This window comes from Wandonia sp. (assembly GCF_984588085.1).
The window spans coordinates 1-25,156 of record NZ_CFIGVI010000024.1 but is presented as its reverse complement, the minus strand read 5'-3'; the positions used below and the strand labels follow the sequence as shown (position 1 = coordinate 25,156).

At 39.6% G+C, this 25,156-nt stretch carries 22 protein-coding genes; 8 read left to right on the top strand and 14 right to left on the bottom strand.

Translation table 11 applies throughout. From position 1 onward, the window contains the following. The first annotated feature begins 27 nt into the window (after window positions 1-27). Complete coding sequence (locus tag AC4PL9_RS10160; protein ID WP_491604642.1) at window positions 28-1,275, top strand: voltage-gated chloride channel family protein; 1,248 nt, start codon at window positions 28-30, stop codon at window positions 1,273-1,275. Between the two features lie 14 nt (window positions 1,276-1,289). Here the strand turns inward: AC4PL9_RS10160 and AC4PL9_RS10155 are convergent, their stop codons facing one another. The 11 genes from AC4PL9_RS10155 to folK all read right to left on the bottom strand — a co-directional run bounded on the left by AC4PL9_RS10155 (window position 1,290) and on the right by folK (window position 12,146). Further along, window positions 1,290-1,412, bottom strand: a complete 123-nt coding sequence (locus tag AC4PL9_RS10155) for a hypothetical protein (protein ID WP_491604641.1) — start codon at window positions 1,410-1,412, stop codon at window positions 1,290-1,292. A gap of 134 nt (window positions 1,413-1,546) precedes the next feature. Next, the gene (locus AC4PL9_RS10150; RefSeq protein ID WP_491604640.1) at window positions 1,547-2,722 is read right to left on the bottom strand and encodes a sigma-54-dependent transcriptional regulator; all 1,176 of its coding nucleotides are present in this window, start codon (window positions 2,720-2,722) and stop codon (window positions 1,547-1,549) included. 23 nt (window positions 2,723-2,745) lie between these two features. After that, window positions 2,746-3,663: a Ppx/GppA phosphatase family protein gene (locus tag AC4PL9_RS10145; protein WP_491604639.1), complete on the bottom strand. Its 918-nt coding sequence runs from the start codon at window positions 3,661-3,663 to the stop codon at window positions 2,746-2,748. 3 nt (window positions 3,664-3,666) lie between these two features. Continuing rightward, window positions 3,667-4,965 (bottom strand): ABC transporter permease, encoded by a 1,299-nt coding sequence (locus tag AC4PL9_RS10140; protein ID WP_491604638.1) that lies wholly within the window; start codon window positions 4,963-4,965, stop codon window positions 3,667-3,669. Window positions 4,966-4,971: 6 nt separating this feature from the next. Beyond that, complete coding sequence (locus tag AC4PL9_RS10135) at window positions 4,972-5,886, bottom strand: ABC transporter ATP-binding protein (protein ID WP_491604637.1); 915 nt, start codon at window positions 5,884-5,886, stop codon at window positions 4,972-4,974. Window positions 5,887-5,991: 105 nt separating this feature from the next. Beyond that, the gene (gene dnaJ, locus AC4PL9_RS10130; protein WP_491604636.1) at window positions 5,992-7,122 is read right to left on the bottom strand and encodes a molecular chaperone DnaJ; all 1,131 of its coding nucleotides are present in this window, start codon (window positions 7,120-7,122) and stop codon (window positions 5,992-5,994) included. Window positions 7,123-7,136: 14 nt separating this feature from the next. Then, on the bottom strand, window positions 7,137-7,667 hold the full coding sequence (locus AC4PL9_RS10125; RefSeq protein ID WP_491604635.1) for a nucleotide exchange factor GrpE: 531 nt from the start codon (window positions 7,665-7,667) through the stop codon (window positions 7,137-7,139). A gap of 121 nt (window positions 7,668-7,788) precedes the next feature. Then, on the bottom strand, window positions 7,789-9,093 hold the full coding sequence (gene murA, locus AC4PL9_RS10120; protein WP_491604634.1) for a UDP-N-acetylglucosamine 1-carboxyvinyltransferase: 1,305 nt from the start codon (window positions 9,091-9,093) through the stop codon (window positions 7,789-7,791). Between the two features lie 2 nt (window positions 9,094-9,095). Next, a complete protein-coding gene (locus tag AC4PL9_RS10115) occupies window positions 9,096-9,716 on the bottom strand; it encodes a DUF4290 domain-containing protein (RefSeq protein WP_491604633.1) in 621 nt (206 codons plus the stop codon). A 139-nt stretch (window positions 9,717-9,855) separates the two neighbouring features. Continuing rightward, window positions 9,856-11,559 carry a tetratricopeptide repeat protein gene (locus AC4PL9_RS10110; RefSeq protein ID WP_491604632.1) on the bottom strand — a complete coding sequence of 568 codons (1,704 nt, stop codon included), beginning with the start codon at window positions 11,557-11,559 and terminating at the stop codon, window positions 9,856-9,858. Between the two features lie 95 nt (window positions 11,560-11,654). Then, window positions 11,655-12,146 carry a 2-amino-4-hydroxy-6-hydroxymethyldihydropteridine diphosphokinase gene (gene folK / locus AC4PL9_RS10105; RefSeq protein ID WP_491604631.1) on the bottom strand — a complete coding sequence of 164 codons (492 nt, stop codon included), beginning with the start codon at window positions 12,144-12,146 and terminating at the stop codon, window positions 11,655-11,657. Window positions 12,147-12,256: 110 nt separating this feature from the next. Between folK and sppA the strand changes: the two genes are divergently transcribed. Beyond that, a complete protein-coding gene (gene sppA / locus AC4PL9_RS10100; RefSeq protein ID WP_491604630.1) occupies window positions 12,257-14,062 on the top strand; it encodes a signal peptide peptidase SppA in 1,806 nt (601 codons plus the stop codon). Between the two features lie 93 nt (window positions 14,063-14,155). Here sppA and AC4PL9_RS10095 read toward each other — a convergent pair whose 3' ends face one another. Continuing rightward, window positions 14,156-14,947 (bottom strand): DUF2797 domain-containing protein, encoded by a 792-nt coding sequence (locus AC4PL9_RS10095; protein WP_491604629.1) that lies wholly within the window; start codon window positions 14,945-14,947, stop codon window positions 14,156-14,158. 144 nt (window positions 14,948-15,091) lie between these two features. On the opposite strand from AC4PL9_RS10095, the gene AC4PL9_RS10090 reads away from it, so the two are divergent. The 5 genes from AC4PL9_RS10090 to rlmD all read left to right on the top strand — a co-directional run bounded on the left by AC4PL9_RS10090 (window position 15,092) and on the right by rlmD (window position 20,774). Further along, the gene (locus tag AC4PL9_RS10090) at window positions 15,092-15,772 is read left to right on the top strand and encodes a phosphoadenylyl-sulfate reductase (protein ID WP_491604628.1); all 681 of its coding nucleotides are present in this window, start codon (window positions 15,092-15,094) and stop codon (window positions 15,770-15,772) included. A 7-nt stretch (window positions 15,773-15,779) separates the two neighbouring features. Then, window positions 15,780-16,676, top strand: a complete 897-nt coding sequence (gene cysD / locus AC4PL9_RS10085; protein WP_491604627.1) for a sulfate adenylyltransferase subunit CysD — start codon at window positions 15,780-15,782, stop codon at window positions 16,674-16,676. 4 nt (window positions 16,677-16,680) lie between these two features. After that, the gene (locus AC4PL9_RS10080) at window positions 16,681-17,928 is read left to right on the top strand and encodes a sulfate adenylyltransferase subunit 1 (RefSeq protein ID WP_491604626.1); all 1,248 of its coding nucleotides are present in this window, start codon (window positions 16,681-16,683) and stop codon (window positions 17,926-17,928) included. 96 nt (window positions 17,929-18,024) lie between these two features. Further along, on the top strand, window positions 18,025-19,320 hold the full coding sequence (locus AC4PL9_RS10075) for a DEAD/DEAH box helicase (protein WP_491604625.1): 1,296 nt from the start codon (window positions 18,025-18,027) through the stop codon (window positions 19,318-19,320). A 20-nt stretch (window positions 19,321-19,340) separates the two neighbouring features. Continuing rightward, the gene (gene rlmD, locus AC4PL9_RS10070; RefSeq protein WP_491604624.1) at window positions 19,341-20,774 is read left to right on the top strand and encodes a 23S rRNA (uracil(1939)-C(5))-methyltransferase RlmD; all 1,434 of its coding nucleotides are present in this window, start codon (window positions 19,341-19,343) and stop codon (window positions 20,772-20,774) included. Window positions 20,775-20,876: 102 nt separating this feature from the next. Here the strand turns inward: rlmD and AC4PL9_RS10065 are convergent, their stop codons facing one another. Continuing rightward, window positions 20,877-21,347 (bottom strand): GNAT family N-acetyltransferase, encoded by a 471-nt coding sequence (locus tag AC4PL9_RS10065; RefSeq protein ID WP_491604623.1) that lies wholly within the window; start codon window positions 21,345-21,347, stop codon window positions 20,877-20,879. Between the two features lie 15 nt (window positions 21,348-21,362). Next, the gene (locus tag AC4PL9_RS10060; RefSeq protein WP_491604622.1) at window positions 21,363-21,935 is read right to left on the bottom strand and encodes a GNAT family N-acetyltransferase; all 573 of its coding nucleotides are present in this window, start codon (window positions 21,933-21,935) and stop codon (window positions 21,363-21,365) included. A gap of 159 nt (window positions 21,936-22,094) precedes the next feature. On the opposite strand from AC4PL9_RS10060, the gene AC4PL9_RS10055 reads away from it, so the two are divergent. Continuing rightward, window positions 22,095-25,091: an FG-GAP-like repeat-containing protein gene (locus AC4PL9_RS10055; protein WP_491604621.1), complete on the top strand. Its 2,997-nt coding sequence runs from the start codon at window positions 22,095-22,097 to the stop codon at window positions 25,089-25,091. The last annotated feature ends 65 nt before the right edge of the window (window positions 25,092-25,156 follow it).

Genomic DNA, 25,156 nt, shown 5'->3' with positions numbered 1-25,156 from the left:
GTATGGTAGGAATCGGCTATGGAAAAAATGAAATTTAGTACGGCATATTTTGCACCTTCCCAATTATGGAAATGGCTGCTGTTATCCTTACTCATAGGAATTCCTGTAGGACTTGCTTCTGCAGGCTTTCTGACTGCACTTGATTGGGTAACACAAACACGGGAAGCAGCCATCTGGCTCATTGCTTTTCTCCCATTGGGAGGATTACTCATAGGGCTGCTCTATCATTACTACGGGCAGGATGTAGTAAAGGGAAATAATCAGCTACTCGAAGAATTTCATAGTCCAAAGCAAATTATCCCATTTAAAATGGCTCCTTTGGTGCTGATTGGAACCCTTTTGACGCATCTTTTCGGAGGTTCTGCGGGAAGGGAAGGTACAGCTGTACAAATGGGAGGAGCCATAGCAGACCAGTTCTCAAAAAAATTCGGAATCACCTCTTCGGAACGTCAAATGATCCTGATTGCCGGAATCAGTGGCGGTTTTGCTTCTGTCTTTGGAACACCACTTGCGGGAGCTGTTTTCGCCATTGAGGTACTTGCAAAAGGGACTAATCGTTACCGTGCTGTTCTACCTTCGCTTTTCACAGCTATTGTTGCAGATATGACCTGTCATTATGCCGGAGCGACCCACACCGTTTATACAATTCCTTTTGTTCCCGACATACAACCTACATTACTTTTGTGGTCCGTGCTTGCCGGTATTCTTTTTGGTCTTGCAGCTTTTTCTTTTTCAAAAGTTGTGCATTTCTTCGGAAAGATGTTCTCTTCTTTTTTCTCCTACCCTCCGCTCCGCCCCGTCATCGGAGGCATAATTATAGCTGTGGTAGTTTACCTCATGGGAACTACAAAATATATCGGTTTGGGTATCCCGACCATTGTCTCAGCATTTGAACAATCACTTCCCCCGTATGATTTTATGATTAAGCTGCTATTGACCACATTTACATTAGGAGCCGGTTTTAAAGGAGGTGAAGTAACTCCTTTGTTTTTTATTGGTGCCACATTGGGTAATGCACTTAGCTTATTCGTTCCTCTACCTATGGCATTACTCGCAGGAATGGGGTTTGTAGCCGTATTTTCCGGTGCTACGAATACACCTCTGGCTTGCACCATTATGGGACTGGAGCTCTTCGGAACCGAAGCAGGTCTATTTATTGCTATTGCTTGTTTCGTCGCTTTTTTCGCTTCCGGGAAAACAGGAATTTACAGTTCTCAGGAAGTTCATCGCTTCAAATCAAAATGGTTCAAAAGATTCGATCGAGCTTCAAAATAGAGTTAATCAGACAGTCAAGGCTGTTCCTTTTCAATTTCTTTATGATACTGTAAATACATCGGTAAAGCTGCTGATCCGTACCAATCCAGAATTTCCACATCGAATACTCCTGCTTCAATTGCCGGATCGGTTTTCAATAATTCCTAAATTTCCTCCTTGTTATCCAGTTTAAAAATGAAAATGCCCCTGTACTCCAATTCATTCTTCCCCAATGGTACTGCAACTACCAACTTATCTTCTTCTGCTAACCGTCCGATATTGTCTAAGCGGTTCAGGCATTTACTTTAGGATTCGAAAACATCCGTACATCTTCATCTGTAATTGTCTTCCCGGCAAGGATCACCAGACGTTCAACAATATTTCGTAACTCCCGGATATTTCCTGTCCAGTTAACAGCGCTTAACTCTTTCAATGCTTCTTCAGTAAAATCCTTACGTTGTATCCCATGATCCGCACACACCATCGTCAGAAAGTGTTCTGCAAGAAGAGGAATATCCTCACGTCGGTCATTCAGAGCCGGAACATGTAGCAAAATGACACTTAAACGGTGATAAAGATCTTCCCGGAAACTTCCTTCCTCAATTTCTTTTCGCAGATCTTTATTCGTAGCCGCTATAACTCTCGCATTAATCCGAATATCTTTCTCTCCTCCTACCCGTGTAATTTTATTCTCTTGCAATGCCCGCAAGACTTTTGCCTGAGCAGAGGCACTCATGTCTCCAATTTCATCTAAAAAGATTGTACCATTCTCCGCCAGTTCAAACTTTCCTTTTTTCTGCTTAACCGCTGAAGTAAACGCACCCTTTTCATGACCAAACAACTCACTTTCAATCAACTCCGAAGGGATTGCTGCACAATTCACTTCAATAAAAGGCCCCTTGTTTCGTCCACTTTGTTCATGTAATTGTCGGGCGACCAATTCCTTTCCCGTACCATTTTCTCCGGTGATTAACACTCTTGCATCAGAAGGAGCGACTTTTTCAATCATCTCTTTTATCTTCATGATGCCGTCCGTCTCTCCGATGATCGATGATCCTTTGACTCTTTTTATCGTTTTCTTAAGTGCTTTGGTTTCTTCCACAAGTGTACTCCGGTCGCAGGCATTGCGAACGGTTACTAAAATCCGGTTCAGGTCAAGCGGTTTCTCAATAAAATCAAACGCCCCCTTTTTTATAGATTCAACAGCCGTTTCTATATTTCCATGTCCGGAGATCATGATAACAGGCGTAGCGACCTCTGATTGAATCAAATCGTCCAATACTTCCATACCATCCATTTGTGGCATTTTAATATCACAAAAGATAACATCAAATGACTCATTCTTCGCCTTCTCCAGTCCTTCTTTACCGTTCTCCGCTTCTTCTATTTCAAACTTCTCAAACTCCAGTATTTCGCGCAATGCTCTTCGAATACTTCTTTCGTCGTCTATGATTAATATCTTGCTCATGGAATTTCTTATTTTTTACGAATTTACTGATTATTCAACAAATCAAATGCCACTCCCTCTTTCAGCGAACAGGGGGTTATAATTATGCGTTCTGTACCGGTTTTCTCCATAATCCACTTCATCTTAGCCGCCGCAATAGGTATCATCTTTCTCCGAACCGGAAGTATACGATGATGACGTTCACGTTCCTTTTCTGTCATTCGCAACAGGATGTCTATCATCACTTCCATTTCATTACGGCTCAACATAACCGGATCAAATCCTTCGGGAAATTCCTTGTCATATAACAGTTCATATAAGGTCTCAAACGACCCGGAAGAGCCTATAAAGTCTGAGCAGGAAATCGTATCAAAAAAACCACCTGTTTTCTCTTCCAAATAGGTATTGATTTTCTCCTTATCCGCTTCAGAAAACGGATCACTGAATGAAAATTGCTGGAATATACGGGAAACACCAATTTCGAAACTATTCATAGCCAGAATACCGCTCTCATCTGCCAGAATAAACTCCGTGCTTCCCCCTCCGATATCCATAATTAACCCTTTTCGGTCAAAATTATGGGTAAGACAAACACCCTTGTAAATCAGCTTTGCTTCTTCGATTCCATCAATTACCTTACAGGGAATACGCAACTCTTCTTCTATTTTACGAACAAATTCTTTTCCATTTATAGCATTTCGAATGGCCGATGTAGCAATAGCCTGAATTTTCATACAACCGTATTCCTTACAAATTATCATAAAACGTCCCAAACAGTCCATTCCTCTTTGCCAGGCGTCTTCTGAAATACGGTTATCATTTATTCCTCCCATACCAAGTGCAACTCCTTCTTTTGTCGAAAGAAGTAACTCAGGATGGGGTTCTCCGTTTCTAATGATCAGTAAATTAAATGTATTTGTGCCCAGGTCAATTGCGGCAACGGGTTCCTGTCCCTTACTCATTCATTATGATTTTTTAAATATCCAGTTGATTAAATTTCCAAAACGCAGACGGTATCCTGTAACAAGCAAGGCACTCTTAAACACTCGTGCTGCAATCCCTATGTTGAACATGATTCCAAGAAGTAACAATACAATAGCCATTAACAAATGCCAAAGTTCTCCACTTTCGTATCCCAGTCCCAGATTCACCATAATCACCATCGGCGATGTATAAGGAATTATTCCCAACCAAAAAGATAATTCAGCATCCGGGTTTTCAGCTACGTACCACCCCGACCAAATACCTATCAAAAACAAGAAAATCAATGGAATAAGAAACTGTTGTCCGTCAGATTCCGAACCTTGAGCTGCTCCCAGTGCAGCAAATAGCCCACCGTAGAATAAATACCCCAGTATCAGTAACAGAACAAAGAAAGTTCCCATCACTCCAAAGTTTAGTTGTTCATACACCAATTGAACCAGGTCGTTATAAGGTGTGTACTCCTGTCCTGCGATAAGATTGGCAGCATCAAACATATCCGGAAAGAAAACGGATCGAAAGAAAAGTAAACCTCCTAAAATCAATATCGTCCAGATTACAAACTGTATCAGTGCAGCAATACCTATTCCTAACAATTTTCCGGTCATTAATTCCCCAGGCTTTACCGTTGCAAGTAACACCTCTGCTATACGACTGGATTTTTCACGTGATGTACTTCGTAAAATGGTCATTCCAAAAAGGAAAATAAACAGGAAGACAATTCCTCCGAAAACGACTCCTGCATAAGCTGCCAGTTTGTAATTTCCTAATTCTTCAGGATGGTAGGCATCCCGTACTTCCAGGTTTAACGGATGTTTAACGATGAGAAACTCTTTTAGGGTCAAATCCGTAAACTCTTTTGCTTTCAGTCCTTCCAAACGCTTTTCCAACTCACGCTGAACCCGTAGCGGGATCTTCGAATTCAATCGTTTCTTCTGAAAAAAGAAAACATGGTTATTGGATAGTACCTTTTCGTTTACAACCAGCAGTGCATCAAAACCGGCATACTCAGGATCTGAAGTGAAAGAAGCAGGCTCTACATAGGAATTGATAAACGCGTACTCTATTTGCCCGGAAGAATCAGGAACGATTATATTTTCAAGTGTTTCAACCGGATCAGAAACCAGTACGCGGACATGTTCTTCTTCTCCCCCGGAAGCTGTAAATAAAATATAGAGGATAAACAGTACAACGAGAGGTCCTCCTACTGCCATCGTCAGAAATGAGCGACTTTTGAGACGCTCCTTCAATTCTCTTCCGGCAATACTTATAATTCTTTTCATGCTTTATTAGTGTGTTACAGTAGTTTCCCGGATAAATACTTCTTCCATAGACGGTAACTCTTCCCAGGCACCTTCTATATCAATTTTCGGAACCAGCGTTTCCAGTAAACTCTTGAAATTACTGTCTCCGACCATCCGCACACGGGCAATATATCTGTTCTCCCCAATGATTTTTTTATCAACCAGATCAAAACCTGTCCATAAGGCAGTAGCAAATGCAATCATATTACCAGAGAACTGTACCGCATAAAGTTTTTCAGAATGATGTCCCCTGACCTCCTGAACAGTTCCTTCCAGAATTTTCTTGCTCTTATCTAGTAAAACAACATGATCGCATAATTCTTCCACACTGCTCATATTATGCGTGGACAAAAGAATTGTTTTTCCCTCCTCTTTCATTTCCCGCAATATGCCACGAATCAGTTTTACATTACCGGGATCAAATCCACTGAAAGGTTCATCAAGAATTAATAGATCCGGATTATGAAAAACGGTGGAAATAAACTGTACTTTCTGAGCCATTCCTTTGGACAGCTCTTCAATACGTTTACCTCTCCACTCGTGAATACCAAACTTTTCCATCCAGTGATCCAACGCTGCTTTACTTTCTTTTTTACGTAGACCACGTAAAGTCCCCATAAATAGCAGAAAGTCCGAAACGGTCATATTGGGATACATTCCTCTTTCTTCAGGCAGGTACCCGAGAGAACTCAGTTGCTCCCGGGTCATTAACCTATTATTCAGATAAACACCACCATCATCAGGAATGATAATCTGATTAATAATTCGGATTAACGTTGTTTTTCCGGCTCCGTTGGGTCCCAGAATTCCATGAATTTTTCCCGGTTCAAATTTAGCCGACACATTATCCAATGCCAGTTTGATTCCGTATCGTTTTGTTATATTCCTGACTTCAAGCATAGATTTGTTTCTCGGCTAAATATAAAAAGAAGTTTTTACCTGCAAATACAACAAAAGGCATTCTCCCTACGGGAAAATGCCTTTTCTCTATATTTTCTGAACGAATCAGCTTTGGAACATATCCTTCACCCGCTGAAAGAATCCTTTATCTCTATCTTCCGGTTTTGGAGTAAAATTTTCGCTTTCTTTCAGTTTTTCAAGAATTTCACGTTCTTCTTTCGAAACTTTTGTCGGTGTCCAGATATTAATATGTACAAATAAATCACCGGATCCATATCCCTGCACATTAGGAAGTCCTTTCCCCTTCAGGCGAAGCATCTTTCCACTCTGTGTTCCTGGTTCTACTTTGATTTTTGCCTTACCTGTAACCGTAGGAATTTCAATCGACTCACCTAAAACAGCATCGATAAAGCTTATATACGCATCATAATGAAGATGTTCTCCATCTCTTCGTAAAAGAGGGTGCTCTACTTCTTCAATTACGATCAGAAGGTCTCCCGGAATCCCGTTAAAGGGTCCTGCATTTCCTTTTCCCGTAACACTCAATTGCATCCCTTCTTCCACTCCTGCCGGGATGTCGATCTCAATCACCTCTTCCTGGCGTTTCAATCCCTGATTATCCGCATCCGCAGGTTTTTTATCAATGATCTTACCTGTACCATTACAAGAAGGACAGGTAGAAGCTGTCTGCATCTGCCCAAGGAAAGTTTGTGTCACACGCATTACACGTCCGCTTCCATTACACTGCGAACAGGTTTTATAGGTAACTCCGTCTGCATTAACCAGCTTGTTAACTTTGATTTTCTTTTTTACACCGGTAGCTATTTCTTCCAACGTAAGTTTAATCTTAACACGCAGGTTACTACCTCTTGAGGTACGTGCCCCACCACCTCTGGACGATCTGCCACCTCCGAAACCACCGAAAGCACCACCAAAGACATCCCCGAACTGTTCAAAGATATCTTCCATGTTCATGCCTCCGCCACCGAAGCCACCTCCTGAAGCACCTCCAACACCGGCGTGACCAAATCTGTCGTATCGCTGACGTTTTTCTACATCACTCAACACTTCATAAGCTTCGGCAGCTTCCTTAAACTTTTCTTCCGCCTCTTTGTCGTCAGGATTTTTATCCGGGTGATACTTCAGCGCCAGTTTACGGTATGCTTTTTTTATTTCTGCCTCAGTAGCCGATTTTCCAATACCAAGAACTTCGTAATAATCTTTCTTTTCACTCATAATTCAAAATGTGCTTATTGCCCTACAACAACTTTGGCATAGCGCAACACTTTATCTTTCAAAAAGTATCCTTTTTCCACTACATCAACGATTTTGCCCTTAAGACTCTCTTCGGGAGCCGGAATATTCGTGATTGCATCATGTAACTCGGCGTCAAATACTTCTCCCTGTGCCTCCATTGGCTTTAACCCTTTTGAAAGTAAAACACCTTCAAACTTCTGATGCACAAGACGGAAGCCTTCTTTTACAGCCTCTACATCTTCAATTTTCTCATTGGCCTTTGTTGCACGCTCAAAGTCATCAAGAACCGTTAATAATTCCTTCATCAACTCTGCTCCTGCCTGATTGATAATATCCGCTTTCTCCTTGATTGTTCGTTTACGGAAATTATCAAAATCAGAGTACAGACGTACGTATTTGTCATTCATTTCGTTATATCTGTCCTCCCAGGTGGGTTCTGTTGATTCCTTTTGTTCCTCTTTATCCAGAACTTCGTCCTGTTTAACTTGTTCTTCCCTATTTTCCAATTCTTCTTTCTCAGCCATAACTCACCATTTTTGAATTCTAACTCAAACTTTTTGCCAACTAAAAAAAATGGACAATCTGACAGTTCAGTTATCCATTTTTCATTTTATCTGACAGTAAACCTGCCATTTTTTGTACTTCCTATAGTCTTCTGATATCAGCTCCTAAATTACTCAAACGAATATCAATATCCTGATACCCCCTGTCAATTTGTTCGATATTATGAATTACACTACGTCCTTCTGCCGATAGTGCCGCTATCAAAAGCGATACTCCTGCACGAATATCGGGGGAAGTCATTTGTATCCCTCTCAAAGGGTACTTTCTATCCAATCCAATTACAGTTGCTCTGTGTGGATCACAAAGTATAATCTGCGCTCCCATATCAATCAGTTTATCGACAAAAAATAACCGGGATTCAAACATTTTCTGATGAACCAACACCGCACCTTTCGCCTGCGTTGCCACTACCAAAATAATACTCAATAAATCCGGAGTAAACCCGGGCCACGGAGCATCTGATATCGTCATAATTGACCCGTCTATAAACGTTTCAACTTCGTAGGACTCCTGAGCAGGGATAAACAAATCATCTCCTCTCAACTCCATCTGAATACCCAGTTTTCGGAATACATCAGGAATAATTCCTAAATTCTCATATGACACATCTTTGATCGTAATTTCCGACTGTGTCATCGCAGCCAGTCCAATAAACGAACCTATTTCGATCATATCCGGAAGAATTCTATGGAAACAACCTCCCAACTTATCAACTCCATCAATTTCAAGACGATTTGAACCTATTCCTGCAATCTGTGCGCCCATACTATTTAGCATTTTACACAATTGCTGCAGATAGGGTTCACAAGCTGCATTATAAATCGTTGTATGTCCCTCTGCTAATACAGCAGCCATTACAACATTTGCCGTTCCGGTCACAGAAGCCTCATCAAGATGAATATAAGTTCCTTTAAGTTTTTTTGCTTTGACGGAGTAAAAATACTCTTCCGCATCAAAATTGAACTCAGCGCCCAATCTGGCAAATCCCTCAAAATGTGTATCCAGTCGTCTACGCCCGATCTTGTCTCCTCCGGGTTTGGGTATAAACCCTTCACCGAATCTAGCCAGTAACGGTCCAACGATCATAATCGACCCCCGAAGACTACTTGCCCGATTTTTAAAATCTTCCGAACGCAAATAATCCAGATCAATTTCTTTGGCCTGAAAAATGAAAGTTCCCTTTTCAACCTTCTCTACTTTTACTCCCATTGCCTGTAAAAGTGAGATTAACTTATTCACGTCAATAATATCCGGAAGATTGGATATGGTTACTTTATCTTCTGTTAAAAGTACCGCACACAAAATCTGAAGTGCTTCATTCTTTGCTCCCTGGGGAACTAACTCTCCCTTAAGTTTCTTCCCTCCGTATATTTCAAATGATGCCATTCTTATCTCTTTTTCTTATTTTTTCCTTTGAGCGGTTTTTTCTTACGCGCATTTGGATTCACACCAATAGATCTCAAAATCTGATTGGTTGAAGTAAGATCTTCAGGGTCTTCTACCTGTAACTTTCCGTTTGACAATTCGGAAAGTTGATTCATGATAACTTTGTTTTCAACCGTATCATTGTTATACGTAAGATACAGTTTCTTCATGATATTCGCCAGACGCTTTGTAACTGCACTTTTCTCTTCAGGATCAGATATTACAAGTGCTTTTTTGATCATTTCCTGAATATTATGACCATAATGTCCGTAACGAATCGAATTTTTAGGGTATCCGATCCTCTCAGGTCTTTCTTCAAGCGTTTCTCTACTGGGAATTGGGTAAGGTGAATCTACATCCAATTGGAAATCGGACATTATGAACAAATGTGTCCATAATTTATGTCTAAAGTCATCCACATCTCTCAAATGCGGATTTAACTGTCCCATCACCTCTATAATCGCCTTTGCTGCCCGATTTCGTTCGTCTCTGTCTTCAATTTTACGTGCAAAATCAATCATCTTCTGCACGTTTCTGCCATACTCAGGAATGAGCATTTTCGGCCGAACCGTATTATATTCCATTCTAAAATACTCCTATTTACCTCAAAAGTAATAAAAAGCGAAAAACTATCACGTATTAATTTTGTGAAAAAGCCAAATATCTATAAAACAGAAAGGCTACCAAAGGGCAGCCTTTCTGATTATAGTATCACTAGGTTTCTTATTTCACAATTGCCAAGAAAGCTGAGCTTTCAAAGAACTTGATAAATTCTCTGTCTTTAGCTGCCTTCGCTTTCAATGAAGCATCTTTTCCAAAAGCAGACTTAAGATTATTTACAACAGCATTCTCGTTGTTTTGTCTTGCAGCAATGATTGCTTTCAAGTAATAAGACATTGCTTCTTCTTTAGCGTCAGCCTCGTCAATAGTAGATGATGCTGCGTCAAGATTTCCAGCTAACACCTGAGCCAAAGCCTTGTTAAATGTTTTCTCATCTCCCATGTTTGAAACTGCATCTTCATACTTACCGTCCTGAATATTCGCAATTCCCATGTTGTATTTAACTTCTGCACCTGCTGACATAGCCTGACCATACAATTCTTTTGCTTTTGTACGATCTCCTGAAATGTGAGCGATCACACCAAGGTTATTCAACGACTGAGGGTTCTCCTGCATGTTGTTCGCTTTCTCAAACTTCGCTTTCGCCTCGTTTGTTTTTCCCTGTAGGAATAATACATATCCAACATTGTTAGGTCCTCTCCAGTCTTCTGAGTACAATCTCTCAACTTCTTTATAGATACGAAGTTTTTCGTTCAGATCATCTGTCAAAGTAGCAGCAAACAACAACTCTTCAACTTTCAATGTATCAGGGTTTGTTTTTGCCAATGCTGTCAACTCTTCATCTGAGTATCCTGTAAGATCATACACAAAGTTAATTTGTGAACGACGCAACTGTGGCAATACATTTTTCTCAAGGTAATCAAATGTTTTAGCCATGTTACGCATTTCTTTCTCACGTTGAGTAGGGTCACTGTACATACTCAATACACGCAACACAAGATTCTTCTCATCCTCCTGCATTTCAGACTTTTCAAGTTCAGCCTTAAATCCAGCCCAGTCTTCTCCTTTTGCCTGAAGATTGAATGACTCGTCTGCCTGACCAAACTCGTTCTTTGCTTTCTTTGCAATAGAAGCGGTTGCTTTCTTTCCTGACTCAGAGCGAGCTGTTGAAAGCTCATTATTTCTTCCCTCTTCCCCTTCAGGAGATGCATAAGCAAGAATGTTTATTGTCTTAGGAGCAATTTTCGGATTTGTTTGAGCTGCTGCCATGAACGCTTCAAATGCCTTAATATCTTCATCCTTCATTTCAGCAGGACGAACATTACTCATATTTTTAAGATAGTTGATCTGTGCCTTGGCTACTTCTTCCGTTACTCTTTGGAACTGATCTGCACCGATAAGTACTTTTTGATCATTCTGAACAAGATAAGGAGTAATTATTGTTGCATCAGCGATCTTCTCGGGACCAAACTGATCTTTCTCTTTTCCTTTTTTATAAACTACACCGGATACCGATAATTCCGATTCTTCCATTGAAGGCTTGTATGCAACTACATCTGTATAGGTAAATTTCCCACCAGGTTTAAACATAATAGTTTGTCCGTTACCTTCAGCTTTTTCACCTTGGATTGTGATTGTTTTCAACGCAACCCCTCCAACAGAAGGAGTTATTTCGACAGAAGCCTTTTTATTCAATCCTTTTTCAGGAAGCACACCTTCTACCTTGATTCGTACGCTATCCCCGTGCATCTCCAATGGATCCGGGGTAACCGTATAATCTACATCTTTCAACAAGTCACAACTTGTTGTCGTCAAACCACCTGCCAACGCTATAGCTGCAAGTCCTTTTAAGCTTTGATTCTTCATTATAAACCTAGTTTTTAGCTTTTCCAGTTAATTACTGTGCAATAATAATGATTTTTTTTAGTTCTTAAAAAAGTACCCCCATTTTTTATGACTATTTAAGATTTAGCAAATATTCTGGGTTCTTTCATCTCTTTTTTTCCAGCCAAAATTTCCTGTGTAGTTAATTGACTCAGAGGATCTACCCATTCTCCGGCTATTTCAACAACCGGAAATAACACAAATTCCCTTTCGGAAAATGATGGGTGTGGAATAATGAGCCGTTCTGATAAAAGGACCTGTCGTTCGTAAAAAATAATATCCAGATCGATTGTTCTGGAAGTATAACCTTCACCGGGAACCACAACTCTTCCCATATCAACCTCAATGCTTTTCAAAAAATCCAGCAGTGCTAGCGGAAACAACTCTGTATCAACTATCAACGCAGCATTCAACACATCAACTTCCGCCTCAAAACCAACGGGTTCTGTCTCATAAAGAGAAGATACACTTATCACCTCCCCTATCTTTCTGATTTCCTGAATTGCTCTCTTCAAATATTCTATGCGAGGTTCAATATTTGACCCCAAAGCAATTACAACTTTTGCCATATCCCATTTTTAATTGCCGCTAATATACATTATTGTGCCATCTATCAAACTTTAGAACTTACTCAACACAAAAAACGCTAATTTTACAATAGAATTAAACGCGATACATTATGAGCACACCACAAATTTCCTTTTGGAAGGTATTTTGGCCAAGTTTAACTGCCATTGTAGTTTCCTCTGTTTTCAGCTCCATTTTCTTTTTCCTGTTTTTGGGAGCAACAATTGGTGCTTTCACAGCTGGATTTGAAACGAAAAAACTGCAGATTGAAGACAATAGCATTTTGCATCTTCAACTGAACGAGCCAATTACAGATAAAACCAATGCTTCTTTCAATCCGGTTGAGTTTAAATTTGACGGAACAATTGGCCTTGTTGATCTATTGGTAGGAATAGAAGAAGCAAAAAATGACAGTAAGGTAAAAGGTATTTTCATTGAACTTTCGAATCTTCAGTGCGGAATAGCAAGTCTTTTTGAATTAAGAAAGGCTTTGGAAGATTTTAAGGAATCCGGAAAGTTTATTATTGCTTATAACTCCGGAGAAGTTGTCACTCAGAAAGAATATTTATTGACTTCTGTCGCAGACGAAAATTATGGATTTCCTACCTCTACCATGGAATTCCTTGGTCTTGGCGGGGAATATATGTTTTTCAAAAACCTGTTTGATAAATTAGACCTTGAAATGCAGGTTATACGCGGTCCTAATAATGACTTCAAAAGTGCTGTTGAACCCTATTTTCTTGATAAGATGAGTGACAGTGCCAGATTTCAGGCACAACGCTACCTGAATAGCATTTGGGAAGACTACTTAACAGTTGTCAGCTCCTCCAGAGGTGTTAGTGTTACCGAACTTGATGAAATTGCGGAAAATGTTAAGATTCGTAGAACAGGAGACGCGGTAAAGTATAAACTACTCGACGCTACGAAATATCAGGATGAAGTGTACTCTCTTCTTAAAAAGAAAGTTAACAAAGCTGAAAAAGATGATTTAAAACTTATTAAATTCTCGACATATGCCCGTAAAAAAGCAAGAGAAAAACGCACACTTGACGATGCTAAAGACGCCAATATTGCCGTAATTTTAGCCGAAGGAGGAATTGCAACAGACGGTGAAGGAATTGTCTCTTCTGAATTGGTTAAGCAAATTCGCGAAGCGCGTGAAGAAGATGATATCAAGGCTGTTGTTTTCCGTGTAAACTCTCCGGGAGGAAGTGCTCTTGCCAGTGAAGAAATCTGGCGGGAAATAACCTTGACAAAAGAACAAAAACCTGTTATTGTCAGTATGGGGAATGTTGCCGCATCAGGAGGTTATTATATTTCAGCTCCGGCCAACCGTATTTTTGCAGAATCCACAACCATTACAGGATCAATTGGTGTATTTGGTGTAATTCCCTACACAGGAAAAATGCTGGAAGAAAAAGTTGGTCTTTCTTTTGACCGGATAAGTACAAATTCTCACGCTGTAATGTCCACCAACAGAAAACTGACGGAAGATGAAATGAGTATTATTCAGAAAGAAGTTGATCAGATTTACGAAGAGTTTGTAACGATTGTTGCAAAAGGAAGAAACCTGACACCCGAACGTGTAAATGCAATAGCTCGCGGACGTGTCTGGACTGGTAAGGATGCATTGGCAATCGGACTGGTAGATGAGTTAGGTGGTTTAAATGATGCCATTGCCTACGCTGCAAAAGAAGTAAACATCAAAGAACCGATTATTACCTACTTCCCGAAATCGAAGCGAGATCAGTTTATGGAAATTCTTGAAGCTATTACGGAGGAAGAGGATATGGATGCACAGATGAGAACAAACTCTACGCTTAGCCAACAGATTTTAACAATCATGAATAACATGAAAGAAATTGATAATATGAAAGGTATTCAAATGCGTATGCCTTATCTCATGGAGATTCATTAATCCGAATTATCCAGATCTGTTAAGGGTTGTCTACTTGTAGGCAACCCTTTTTTACACAAAAAATTTTCGTACTGAGATCTATTTCGATACTTCTTAAAAGAACAGTTCAATTTCATACCCGGTATGCTTTCGGATATTAAGTACTCTATCATCATTTAATAATAAATACTGCCCTTTTACCCCCTGTAAAACACCTCGTATCTCCTCTTCTTTGTCAAAACTCACGGACTTGATCTTTTCCGGATATTGCAGTACGGGATATTCAAACGTCAATACCTCATCATCGTCTGAAATAAAACTACTAATATCAGAGGGAAGCATTTCTTCAAGGCGCCACTTCTCCTCAATAAGGTCTACTGACTCATCGTTTATATTTTTCAACATGTTTCGCCAGTTGGTTTTATCCGTATAGAAAGATTTAAGCGCAACCTCAATTCTTCCTGCTTCATATCGGTTGGGTGTTTCAGCCAATCGAATAGCCTGATAAGCCCCCTGATCTATCCAGCGAACCGGTACCTGTTGACTTCGTGTCACCCCCACTTTAACCTGATCTGTCAATGCCAGATACACAATATGGGGTTGGTTGTGATTTCGCTGCTCCCACTCAACATCTCTCCCCTCTCCCAAATGTGCCCTACACAACTCAGGTCGAATAATACATTCGGAAGACTCTGGTGCATTGATAAAACACTTGTAACAGAAACCCTGTCCAAATGATTTTTTTGTTACTGCACCGCACGAAGAGCAATGAATCACACCGGTATGTTTCAAAAGAATTTCATTTCCCAGAAGTTCATTCATATTAACCTCTGTCTCAAATACCATTGTATATTGTATAGGTTCACCATTCTGAACCTTCATCTTACGCAAATCTCCTTTAACCATAGACACAAAGTTAGTAAGTTACGTGTAGATTTTATTCCTTGCCCAAAAAGTAATTTATTTTATTCTCCTATTATTTCGATAGGAAATATATTATTTCTATTTTTGGCAAAATTTTTCAGATTTTTGACAAAGGAAATAAGAAGCATGCGAGACGAAAAAAGCAAACAATTACAAAAACTACTTCAGGAAGTATGTAGTGAATACACATCTGGGATTGTTTTCTCTACCAGTCTGAGTATGGAAGATCAGGTAATTACTCATCATATTTTTTCAAACAATCTGCCTGTTTCCGTATTTACACTGGATACGGGACGACTTTTTCCGGAAACATACAAAGTACTTGAGAATACGAGAAATCGATACAAGAAACCAATTCAGGTTTTCTTCCCAAACCATTCAAAAGTAGAAGAACTTGTCAACAACAAAGGAATGTTCAGTTTCTATGAATCCCCTGAAGACAGAAAGACCTGTTGCCATATACGAAAAGTAGAACCACTTAACAGAGCGTTGAAAGGCGCTAACGTATGGATAACCGGGCTAAGATCAGAACATTCGGAAAGCAGAAGCGGATTATCTATATTTGAGCAAGACACAACTCGTCAACTCGTGAAAGTAAATCCGTTATTAGACTGGACAACCGAAGATATTACCGCCGAAATTAAACGGCACTCGATTCCTTACAACCCTCTTCACGACAAAGGTTTCATTAGTATCGGATGCCAACCTTGTACCCGGGCTGTGAAGGCAGGAGATGATTTTCGTTCCGGACGCTGGTGGTGGGAAGACAAATCGAAAAAGGAATGTGGGTTACACACTACTAACTAATAAAGTAATGGATTATTTAGATCATCTGGAGGCAGAAGCCATTCATATTATGCGTGAGGTTGCAGGGCAATTCGAACGTCCTGCGTTGTTATTCAGTGGAGGAAAAGACAGTATTACACTGGTACATCTGGCACTAAAAGCATTTCGTCCCGGGAAACTTCCTTTCCCGCTGGTACACGTTGATACGGGACATAATTTCCCCGAAGTACTTGAGTTTAGAGATCAACTTGCACAAGAACTGGGAGAGAAACTCATCGTACGGAAAGTAGAAGATACGATAAAACGACAAGGGCTTCAGGATGGAAAAGGAAAATTTCCCAGTAGAAATGCACTTCAAACCTATACACTTCTTGAAGTCATAGAAGAGTTTGAGTTTGATGCATGCATCGGGGGAGCAAGAAGAGACGAGGAGAAGGCTCGTGCCAAAGAACGCATTTTTTCTGTTCGTGACGAATTCGGTCAATGGGATCCGAAAAAACAACGACCAGAGTTGTGGAATATATACAACGGGCGTATTGACCAGGGAGAAAATGTCCGCGTCTTCCCTATCAGCAACTGGACAGAGCTGGATGTATGGAATTATATCAAACGCGAAAAGATTGAACTTCCGCATATTTACTTTTCACATCCCAGGGAATGTATTTACACCGAACATGGTCAGCTTATGACAACCAATGAATTTGTTACTCTTTCACGAGAAGACAGAATCGTAACAAAGGATGTTCGTTACAGAACAGTTGGTGATATGACCTGTACAGCTGCTGTGGAGAGTATTGCTTATACGGTTGACGATATCATCGACGAAATAACGGTGACAAAAATCAGCGAACGCGGAGCTACTCGAATGGATGACAGAGCAAGCGAAGCTGCAATGGAAGACAGAAAGAAAAACGGATATTTTTAGACAAATGGATTTACTACGATTTTTTACTGCGGGGAATGTTGATGACGGAAAAAGCACACTCATCGGACGACTGTTATTCGACAGCAACTCCATTTCAACAGATATTATAGAAACCCTGACGAAACAGAGTAAAACCTTTACGGAAGACACAGGGATTGACCTGGCTCTTCTTACCGATGGATTGCGCGCAGAAAGAGAACAGGGAATCACTATTGATGTGGCATACAAGTACTTCTCTACCCCTAAAAGAAAGTTCATTATTGCCGATACTCCGGGACATGCAGAATATACTCGAAATATGTTTACGGGAGCTTCTACAGCCGATCTGGCAATTATTCTTATTGATGCCAGAAACGGTATTACCGATCAGACGAAGAGACATTCTATCATCTCATCTATTCTCAGAATTCCGGAAATCATTCTTGTAGTAAATAAGATGGATCTTATCGGTTATAGCGAAGAAATATTTAATTCGATTCAGGAGGAGTATACTGAATTCGCTAAAAAAATAGGGTTGAAAAAAGTGACCTTTATTCCTGCTAGTGCTCTTGCCGGAGATAATGTGGTGCGTAAATCAGATCGTATGCCATGGTACGAAGGAGGTACATTACTGGGCTATCTGGAAAACTGCCCTTCAGAACGAGAGGAAGAAATTTCCGGACAGGGAAGGTTTCAGGTACAGTATATCATCCGCCCACAAACGGAAAAACTTCATGATTACAGAGGTTATGCAGGGTCTGTAGTAAGTGGAACACTCAAAAAAGGAGAACTTATTGACATTTTTCCATCCGGACAAACCAGTAGAATTGTCAAAATTGAAAAAGAAGGAAAAGAAATTGAGGAGGCCACTACGAACGAAGCTGTAATTATTCACATCGACGATGATATAGACATCAGTCGAGGAACAACATTTTCCTCTAACGCGTCAGAAATACAGGTCGAAAAAGATCTTGAGGCTACTCTTTGCTGGATGGATAACAAGGGATTCCAACCCGGACAAAAGTTTATTCTTATGCAAAACAGCTTTTCAACAAAGGCACGGATTAAAGAAGTTTCCGGTAAAATTGATATTCATAGCTTTGACCATATAACGGAAGACACAAGCTTGCACCTGAACGAATTCGGTATCGTCAGTATAAAGACAGCTGTTCCTGTTGCTTATGATCCATTTGGTAAGAATACGCGAACAGGGGCTTTTATACTGATAAATGAGAATACCAATAACACGGTTGCTGCAGGTATACTTCACTAACGAAAATCTTCCCGCATACTATAGTTGAATCAATTGATTCTTAACAGAGGCGATGGTAAGCGTTCAATTTAGTGTATCTTTGCCAAAAATTCAGGCATGACTTTTCACGATTTGAATCTGAACAAACCACTTTTGAGAGCACTTGATGACATGGAGTTGAGTACACCTACTCCTATTCAAAAAGATGCTTTCTCAGTCATTATGTCCGGGCGTGATGTGCTTGGAATTGCGCAAACAGGTACGGGTAAAACACTTGCTTACCTCCTACCCTCTTTGCGATTGTGGAAGTTCACAAAAGATATTCACCCACAAGTTATTATTATTGTTCCTACAAGAGAGCTTGTTGCGCAGGTTGTTGATGAAGCACAAAAACTGGGAGCTTATCAGAACGTCCGTATCCTTGGTGTATATGGTGGAGCCAATATCCGTACGCAGGAAGCTAACATTCGTGAGGGAGTTGATATTCTGGTCGCAACGCCGGGACGCTTGAACGATCTCATTTTAAATGGAGCACTTGCTACAAAAGCTGTTAAACGTCTGATTATTGACGAGGTAGATGAAATGTTAAGCCTCGGATTCCTTCCTCAATTAAAAAATATTCTGGACTTACTTCCTGAACGCAGACAGAACCTTCTTTTCTCTGCGACTGTAAGTCCTGAAATTGAAGAGCTAATTACTGCTTTTTTTACAAACCCTGAAAAAATAGAAGCAACTCCTTCAGGAGTCCCTGTTGCAAAAATTGAGCAAGTTGCATTTGCCGTTCCCAATTTCAATACGAAGTATAATTTGCTTCTTCATCTTTTGGAGGACAAAGACCTGTATACCAAGATTATTGTTTTTATCTCTTCACGGAAGTTTGCAGATAAAGTAGCCGAAAAGCTAGAAAATGATCTACAAGAAACGATTGGCGTCATTCACTCCAACAAAGCACAGAATACGCGTTTTGGAGTTACGAATAGTTTTGAGTCAGGTGAAATCCGTGTGTTGGTAGCAACTGATCTTTTCGCAAGGGGACTGGATATTTCCGATGTCTCTCACGTTATTAACTTTGATATGCCGGATGAGGCGGAATTTTACCTGCACCGAATAGGACGTACCGGACGTGCTGAACAACGAGGAAAATCAGTTTCTTTTTATACCGAAACTGAAATTCCGAAAAAAGAAGCTGCAGAAAATTATATGAACCAGCGTATCCCTGTATTGGAAATACCTGAAGAAGTAGCAATCTCCGATGAACTCATCGAAGAGGAAAAAGAGAGCATACGCGTACCCAATGTTCAGGTAAAACTGGCAACCAATCCTTTCCGACGAGGATCGGATGACGATGGCTTAAGAGGTAGAAAAAGAGCTACTCGTAAAGCACCTGTTAAGAAAAAGAAAAAAAGAAAATAACTCATTCATAAGCTGATTAAATGACAATCCAAAGAGGACAACTGGTTGAACTTGAAATAACTGATTTTGCTTTTGGTGGAAAAGGAATTGCGCGCATACCTTCTGAAGAAGGAAGCTATCCCATTTTTGTAGATAATTCATGGCCGGGACAAACGGTCCTTGCCCGGGTTACCAAAAAAAGAAAAAGACACGCTGAATGTTCACTGGTAAAAGTTCTCAAGAAGTCTCCTGAGGAAATTCATCTTCCTTATCAGCCTATTTCCGGTGCACCCTATATTTTCGTTCCGGTTGAACGTCAGATAGCGTGTAAGCGTCAAACAACACTGGATGTATTTCGAAAAATTGGTAAAATACAGGATATTGAAGATCGATTTGATGAATTTATCGCTTCTCCTGCTGTATTTAACTACCGAAATAAAATGGAGTATTCGTTCTCCTGCATCGAACACGACATTGCAACCGATGAAGAGATTGACGATGCTTTTGCGTTAGGTTTCAAGCACAGAGGAACCTGGTGGAAAGTTGAAAATCTGAATGCAGAATCCGGGCTATTTGATACCGAATGGGAAAATAAACTTTCAATTGTGCGGGAATACCTGAAGCAAACAGATCTTCCTGCATGGCATCCTCCTCGAAAAGAAGGTTTCTTTCGTCATATCGTTGTCAGAAAATCCTTTTTTCAGGATCAATTATTGGTTAACCTTGTTACCTCTTCCGAAGGTCTTGATCGTTTTGATGCAGATGCTTTCGGTCAAAAACTTCAGGAGTTATTTGGTGGCCGGATTGCCGGTTTTCAACATACAATAAATGATAATGTAGCCGATCGTGCAAAAATCGAAAACGGTACCTGGCGATTGGTTTTCGGAGAAGAAAAAATCATTGAAGACCTGCTTGATCTGAAATTTGAAATTTCGATGGAGAGCTTCTTCCAAACGAATCCAAAGAGTGCCGAAAAGCTATACACGAAGGCTCTGGATTATGCATTTGAGAAGAATGATCTGGACAATAAAGTCCTGATGGATCTTTTTTGTGGAACCGGAACCATTGGTCAGATTTTATCAACCCGAACAAACAATACGGAAATTATCGGAGTAGATATTGTTCCTGAGGCCATCGAAGATGCGAAACGAAATGCGAAACGAAATGCGATTGATACGATCAATTTCTACGCCGCAGATGTCGGAAAATTCCTAAAAGAATTCCCTCAATACGCTGGTAAAATAGCGACGATCATTCTTGATCCGCCGCGAGCAGGAATCGCTCCAAAGACTTTACAAAAAGTAATTGATCTCAAAGCAGATCGCATTGTCTATATTTCCTGTAATCCTGCTACACAGGCACGGGATACGGAAACTCTTCAGGAGAATGGATATGCATTGGAAAAGGTATCTTTTGTGGATCAATTCCCACATACCAGTCATATAGAATCCATCGCTAAATTTGTTCGTCAATAATACGCGAACAAATCTGGGTTAAAATTGATTACGTAAACAAAAATGCTTCTTTCTTCAGAAGAGAAGTCACTATTCTCTACTTTGAGCTAACCGATCTGGAGGCTATTTCCCCACTTTACACTCATAAATTCTTGATGTATCTCCCCAGGGATGGTACCCTTCTCCGATATAATTAAAACCATACCTCTCATAATATCCAACATGATCCGTACATAAATACACATTATCAAAACCAGCTGCACCAGCATCTGTTTTAGCCTTTTCCAGTAAAAGAGCCCCGTAGGCGTTTCCTCTATATTCTTCATCAATGAATAAGGCGCAAATCCAGGGATACAAATCCATTCTGCTAATGAAGTCATTTGTAATTAAACCTGCGCCACCAATTATCTCCCCTTCTTCTGTTTCCATCAAATACCATTGCGGAAGAGGTGTTTTCACCTGTAAACCGGATCGGATACAATCCTCATAAATCGCTGGTAATACATCACTCCATTTTGTTTGAAAGTAATGAATCGCTTTGTCAACGTATTCCGGACTCTCTCTTACCGATATAATTTTCAGTATCTCTTCCATTTATTATGGTTCATCCTATCGAAAATAAGTAGGGGAAATCTGCAAATGTTCCATTTCTTTACCTGTCAGCACTTTCGTCCCTGCTAACTGAAATCCCAACTTCAAATACAGTTTTTTCGCCTGAGGATTCTCTTTATCCACCAATAAACCAAGCGTTTCTCCTTTTTCTACGACGTACTCATCGATAAGAAAACGTAAGATCATTGATCCAATTCCTTTTCCCTGCTGACTTGGACTTACTCCTATACAATCAATGTAATACTCACCTTCTTCAGTTTCGTCCTCCAGATGTAATTCTCGGTTGTAGACTTGTTTCAATATCGACATAACCGGTTTTCGCAATTCATGCAGACGGGCTCCATCATAAAGAACAGCCGCAGCTACTACCTTCTTATTTTCATCCTCCACAACCCAGCTATTTTCGTACGAATACTGATTTGCTCTTTCCCGGGTCATACTTCGCAAAAATGCAATTGCTTTTTCATTATTTTCCTCTCCAATAAAACGATAGGTTATATCTCCCATTGCCAGAAAAATACAATCTGCCAGAATCTCTGAATCGTTTGGTGTCGCCTTTCGTATTAACATGATTTATTTTGTTTTGGTAAACCACTAAAAGTCTACTCTTTTTACTACTCTTTTTTGTAATTTTGCTCTAAATTACAGAACATTCTTATTTGTCAAACCTTCTACTATATGAATCATTATCATATTAGCTCTACAATAGTCAAAACTTTTTTATGTATTTTGCTTTATTTGTTTGTTACTTCCGGAACTGTATATGCGCAGGTATTTACTAAAATACTTGCAGGACCAGCAGTTAACGATCATTCACAGTCTTACGGATCCAGCTTTTTTGACTTTGACAATGATGGTGATGTAGATCTATATGTCGCCAATTTCACGAATTCACTAAACCGTTTCTATGAAAATGACGGAAATGGTAATTTTACATTACTAAATAACTCTCTCACGACATCTATATCCGGAAGCTCCCTAGGACACTCATGGATTGACTATGATCTGGATTGTGATTACGATTTATATATTAGTAACGGAGGAGTAGATGGGTCTCAAAATAATCACTTATTTCAAAATACAGGAGATTCATTTGTGCAAGTATTAACGGGCGATGTAGCTTTATCTAATGGAAACTCCCAAACAAGTAACTGGGGAGATTTTGATAACGATGGAGATCTGGATCTATTTGTTGCTAATCTCGGAAATCAGAATAATTTTTTGTTTCAAAATGATGGAGGTGGAAATTTCACAGCCTTAACTTCGACTCCTCCAACAATCTCCGCGGGTGAATCTAATGACGCAAACTGGGTAGACTACGATGGAGATGGAGACCTTGATCTTTTTGTAGCAAATCAATTAAATCAGAATAATTTTTTGTTTCAAAATAACAATGGAACATTTGTACAAATAAATACCGGAATTATTGTCAATGACGGTGGAGAATCTTATGGCAGCGTCTGGGGAGATTACGATAATGATGGAGATCTTGATCTCTATGTATGTAATGCAGTTTGGCAAGCCAATTTTTTGTATAGAAATGATGGAGGTGGAAATTTTACTAAAATAACTTCCGGAAGTATTGTTACAGATGCATTCAACAGTTATGGAGCTTCCTGGATTGATTATGATAACGATGGAGATATTGACTTATTCGTTACGAATATAGGTGGTCAAAATAATTGCCTCTATAGAAATGAAGGAAATTCAATATTTACGAGAATTTTTTCTGGGTCTATTGTCAATGATGGAGGTCATTCAAGAAGCTGTAACTGGGCGGACATAGACAATGATGGTGACCTTGATTGTTATGTAACTAACAGATCCTATTCAAACAATTTTTTATATAGAAATAATATAGGCAGTCTAAATAACTGGATTAACATTCTTCTTGAATCTACCATTTCAAATACAAACTGTATTGGCGCAATAGTAAGAGCTAAAGCAACCATCTATGGTCAACCTACATGGCAAATGAGACATATTTCATCTAAAGCCGGATATTGCGCTCAGGAAAGCCCTAATGTCGAGTTCGGTTTTGGAAATGCAACTATGATAGATTCTATAATTGTAGAATGGCCGACTTCAAATACTATTTGTTATTACACCAATGTCCCAACTAACCAGCATCTTAATTATTCAGAAGACTGCCTAAATACCAACCACATAATTCAGTATGATACTCTTTGTTCAGGTAGTAATGTTATAATTCAACCGGGTAATCAAATTTATCACTGGTTCTCCGACTCTCTCGGAAATAATATTGTGGCAACAGATAGTATGGTGGTACTAGATGATTTTGTTGGTGATACGGTATTTTATTTTAGAGATGCATACTCTCTATGCTCCAGCTCAATACATACTTTGCAAATTTCTTCTATCCAACCTCCTACCATTAATATTGGTACTGATACAACAATCTGTGAAGGACAGCAGATACAACTTAGTTTTTCGGGAGATTATATACATGAATGGATCTGGTCTGACGGGACTAACGGGACTCATATAACTACGTCAAATGACACTTTATATTGGATAACAGCGTCTAATATTTGTGGGCAACATACTGATTCTATAGCTCTTCAATTTGTCCCTTTTCCTCAATTTGAATTAGGTAATGATACAACACTTTGCGACAACGAGCCTATTGTACTCGATGCTACACAAAACGGAAGTATGTCTTATCTGTGGCAGGATGGTTCAACAAACCCTACACTAACTGTTAGCCAAAGCGGGGAGTATTTTGTTCTGGTAGACAATCTGGGATGCAACCACGCTGATACAATACTTATTACTCACATATTATCACCTACAATTTCACTAGGTTCAGATACTTTAATCTGTGAAGGACAGCAGATACAACTTAGTTTTTCGGGAGATTATATACATGAATGGATCTGGTCTGACGGGACTAACGGGACTCATATAACTACGTCAAATGACACTTTATATTGGATAACAGCGTCTAATATTTGTGGGCAACATACTGATTCTATAGCTCTTCAATTTGTCCCTTTTCCTCAATTTGAATTAGGTAATGATACAACACTTTGCGACAACGAGCCTATTGTACTCGATGCTACACAAAACGGAAGTATGTCTTATCTGTGGCAGGATGGTTCAACAAACCCTACACTAACTGTTAGCCAAAGCGGGGAGTATTTTGTTCTGGTAGACAATCTGGGGTGCAACCACGCTGATACTATTTATGTTAGTTATTTTGAAAGTACTGCGGACCTACTAATTCCAGATACAACAATTTGTAATACACATGAGTTTTTATTAGATGTAAACACATCTATATCTGGCAATTATTATTGGAACAATGGAGTAACCGAACCTTCAATAGAAATTCAGGAGTCAGGAATGTACATTATTACCATACAAAATGTATGTGGCTCTTTTACGGATAGTACTAGAATTACAGTTATTGATTGTTCAACTGATTGTGAAATACAAATCCCTAACGTATTTACCCCTAATGATGATCAGAGTAATGACCATTGGTTTATTCAATCCAATTGTATTGACAGGCTCGATTGTACGATTATCAATCGATGGGGTAATATTGTATATCAGTATTCTGACAAAAATGAAATATGGGATGGTAACGATAATTTTGGAACACCAATGACAGAAGGTGTTTATTTTTATTCAATTCATGTAAAACTATACTCAGGGATTGAAAAAGTCTTTCACGGTCCTATTACATTAATCAGAGATTAACTGTAGACTCATTCCTCACATAACTTACTAAAATACTTTTCTCTGGAGAAGGAATTCAAATCGCG

Bases quoted from the DNA above. Each gene is read 5' to 3' on its own strand.
- AC4PL9_RS10160 (WP_491604642.1), top strand. From the start codon at position 28: ATGAAATTTAGTACGGCATATTTTGCACCTTCCCAATTATGGAAATGG.
- AC4PL9_RS10150 (WP_491604640.1), bottom strand. From the start codon at position 2,722: ATGAGCAAGATATTAATCATAGACGACGAAAGAAGTATTCGAAGAGCA.
- AC4PL9_RS10145 (WP_491604639.1), bottom strand. From the start codon at position 3,663: ATGAGTAAGGGACAGGAACCCGTTGCCGCAATTGACCTGGGCACAAAT.
- AC4PL9_RS10140 (WP_491604638.1), bottom strand. From the start codon at position 4,965: ATGAAAAGAATTATAAGTATTGCCGGAAGAGAATTGAAGGAGCGTCTC.
- AC4PL9_RS10135 (WP_491604637.1), bottom strand. From the start codon at position 5,886: ATGCTTGAAGTCAGGAATATAACAAAACGATACGGAATCAAACTGGCA.
- dnaJ (WP_491604636.1), bottom strand. From the start codon at position 7,122: ATGAGTGAAAAGAAAGATTATTACGAAGTTCTTGGTATTGGAAAATCG.
- AC4PL9_RS10125 (WP_491604635.1), bottom strand. From the start codon at position 7,667: ATGGCTGAGAAAGAAGAATTGGAAAATAGGGAAGAACAAGTTAAACAG.
- murA (WP_491604634.1), bottom strand. From the start codon at position 9,093: ATGGCATCATTTGAAATATACGGAGGGAAGAAACTTAAGGGAGAGTTA.
- AC4PL9_RS10115 (WP_491604633.1), bottom strand. From the start codon at position 9,716: ATGGAATATAATACGGTTCGGCCGAAAATGCTCATTCCTGAGTATGGC.
- AC4PL9_RS10110 (WP_491604632.1), bottom strand. From the start codon at position 11,559: ATGAAGAATCAAAGCTTAAAAGGACTTGCAGCTATAGCGTTGGCAGGT.
- folK (WP_491604631.1), bottom strand. From the start codon at position 12,146: ATGGCAAAAGTTGTAATTGCTTTGGGGTCAAATATTGAACCTCGCATA.
- sppA (WP_491604630.1), top strand. From the start codon at position 12,257: ATGAGCACACCACAAATTTCCTTTTGGAAGGTATTTTGGCCAAGTTTA.
- AC4PL9_RS10095 (WP_491604629.1), bottom strand. From the start codon at position 14,947: ATGGTTAAAGGAGATTTGCGTAAGATGAAGGTTCAGAATGGTGAACCT.
- AC4PL9_RS10090 (WP_491604628.1), top strand. From the start codon at position 15,092: ATGCGAGACGAAAAAAGCAAACAATTACAAAAACTACTTCAGGAAGTA.
- cysD (WP_491604627.1), top strand. From the start codon at position 15,780: ATGGATTATTTAGATCATCTGGAGGCAGAAGCCATTCATATTATGCGT.
- AC4PL9_RS10080 (WP_491604626.1), top strand. From the start codon at position 16,681: ATGGATTTACTACGATTTTTTACTGCGGGGAATGTTGATGACGGAAAA.
- AC4PL9_RS10075 (WP_491604625.1), top strand. From the start codon at position 18,025: ATGACTTTTCACGATTTGAATCTGAACAAACCACTTTTGAGAGCACTT.
- rlmD (WP_491604624.1), top strand. From the start codon at position 19,341: ATGACAATCCAAAGAGGACAACTGGTTGAACTTGAAATAACTGATTTT.
- AC4PL9_RS10065 (WP_491604623.1), bottom strand. From the start codon at position 21,347: ATGGAAGAGATACTGAAAATTATATCGGTAAGAGAGAGTCCGGAATAC.
- AC4PL9_RS10060 (WP_491604622.1), bottom strand. From the start codon at position 21,935: ATGTTAATACGAAAGGCGACACCAAACGATTCAGAGATTCTGGCAGAT.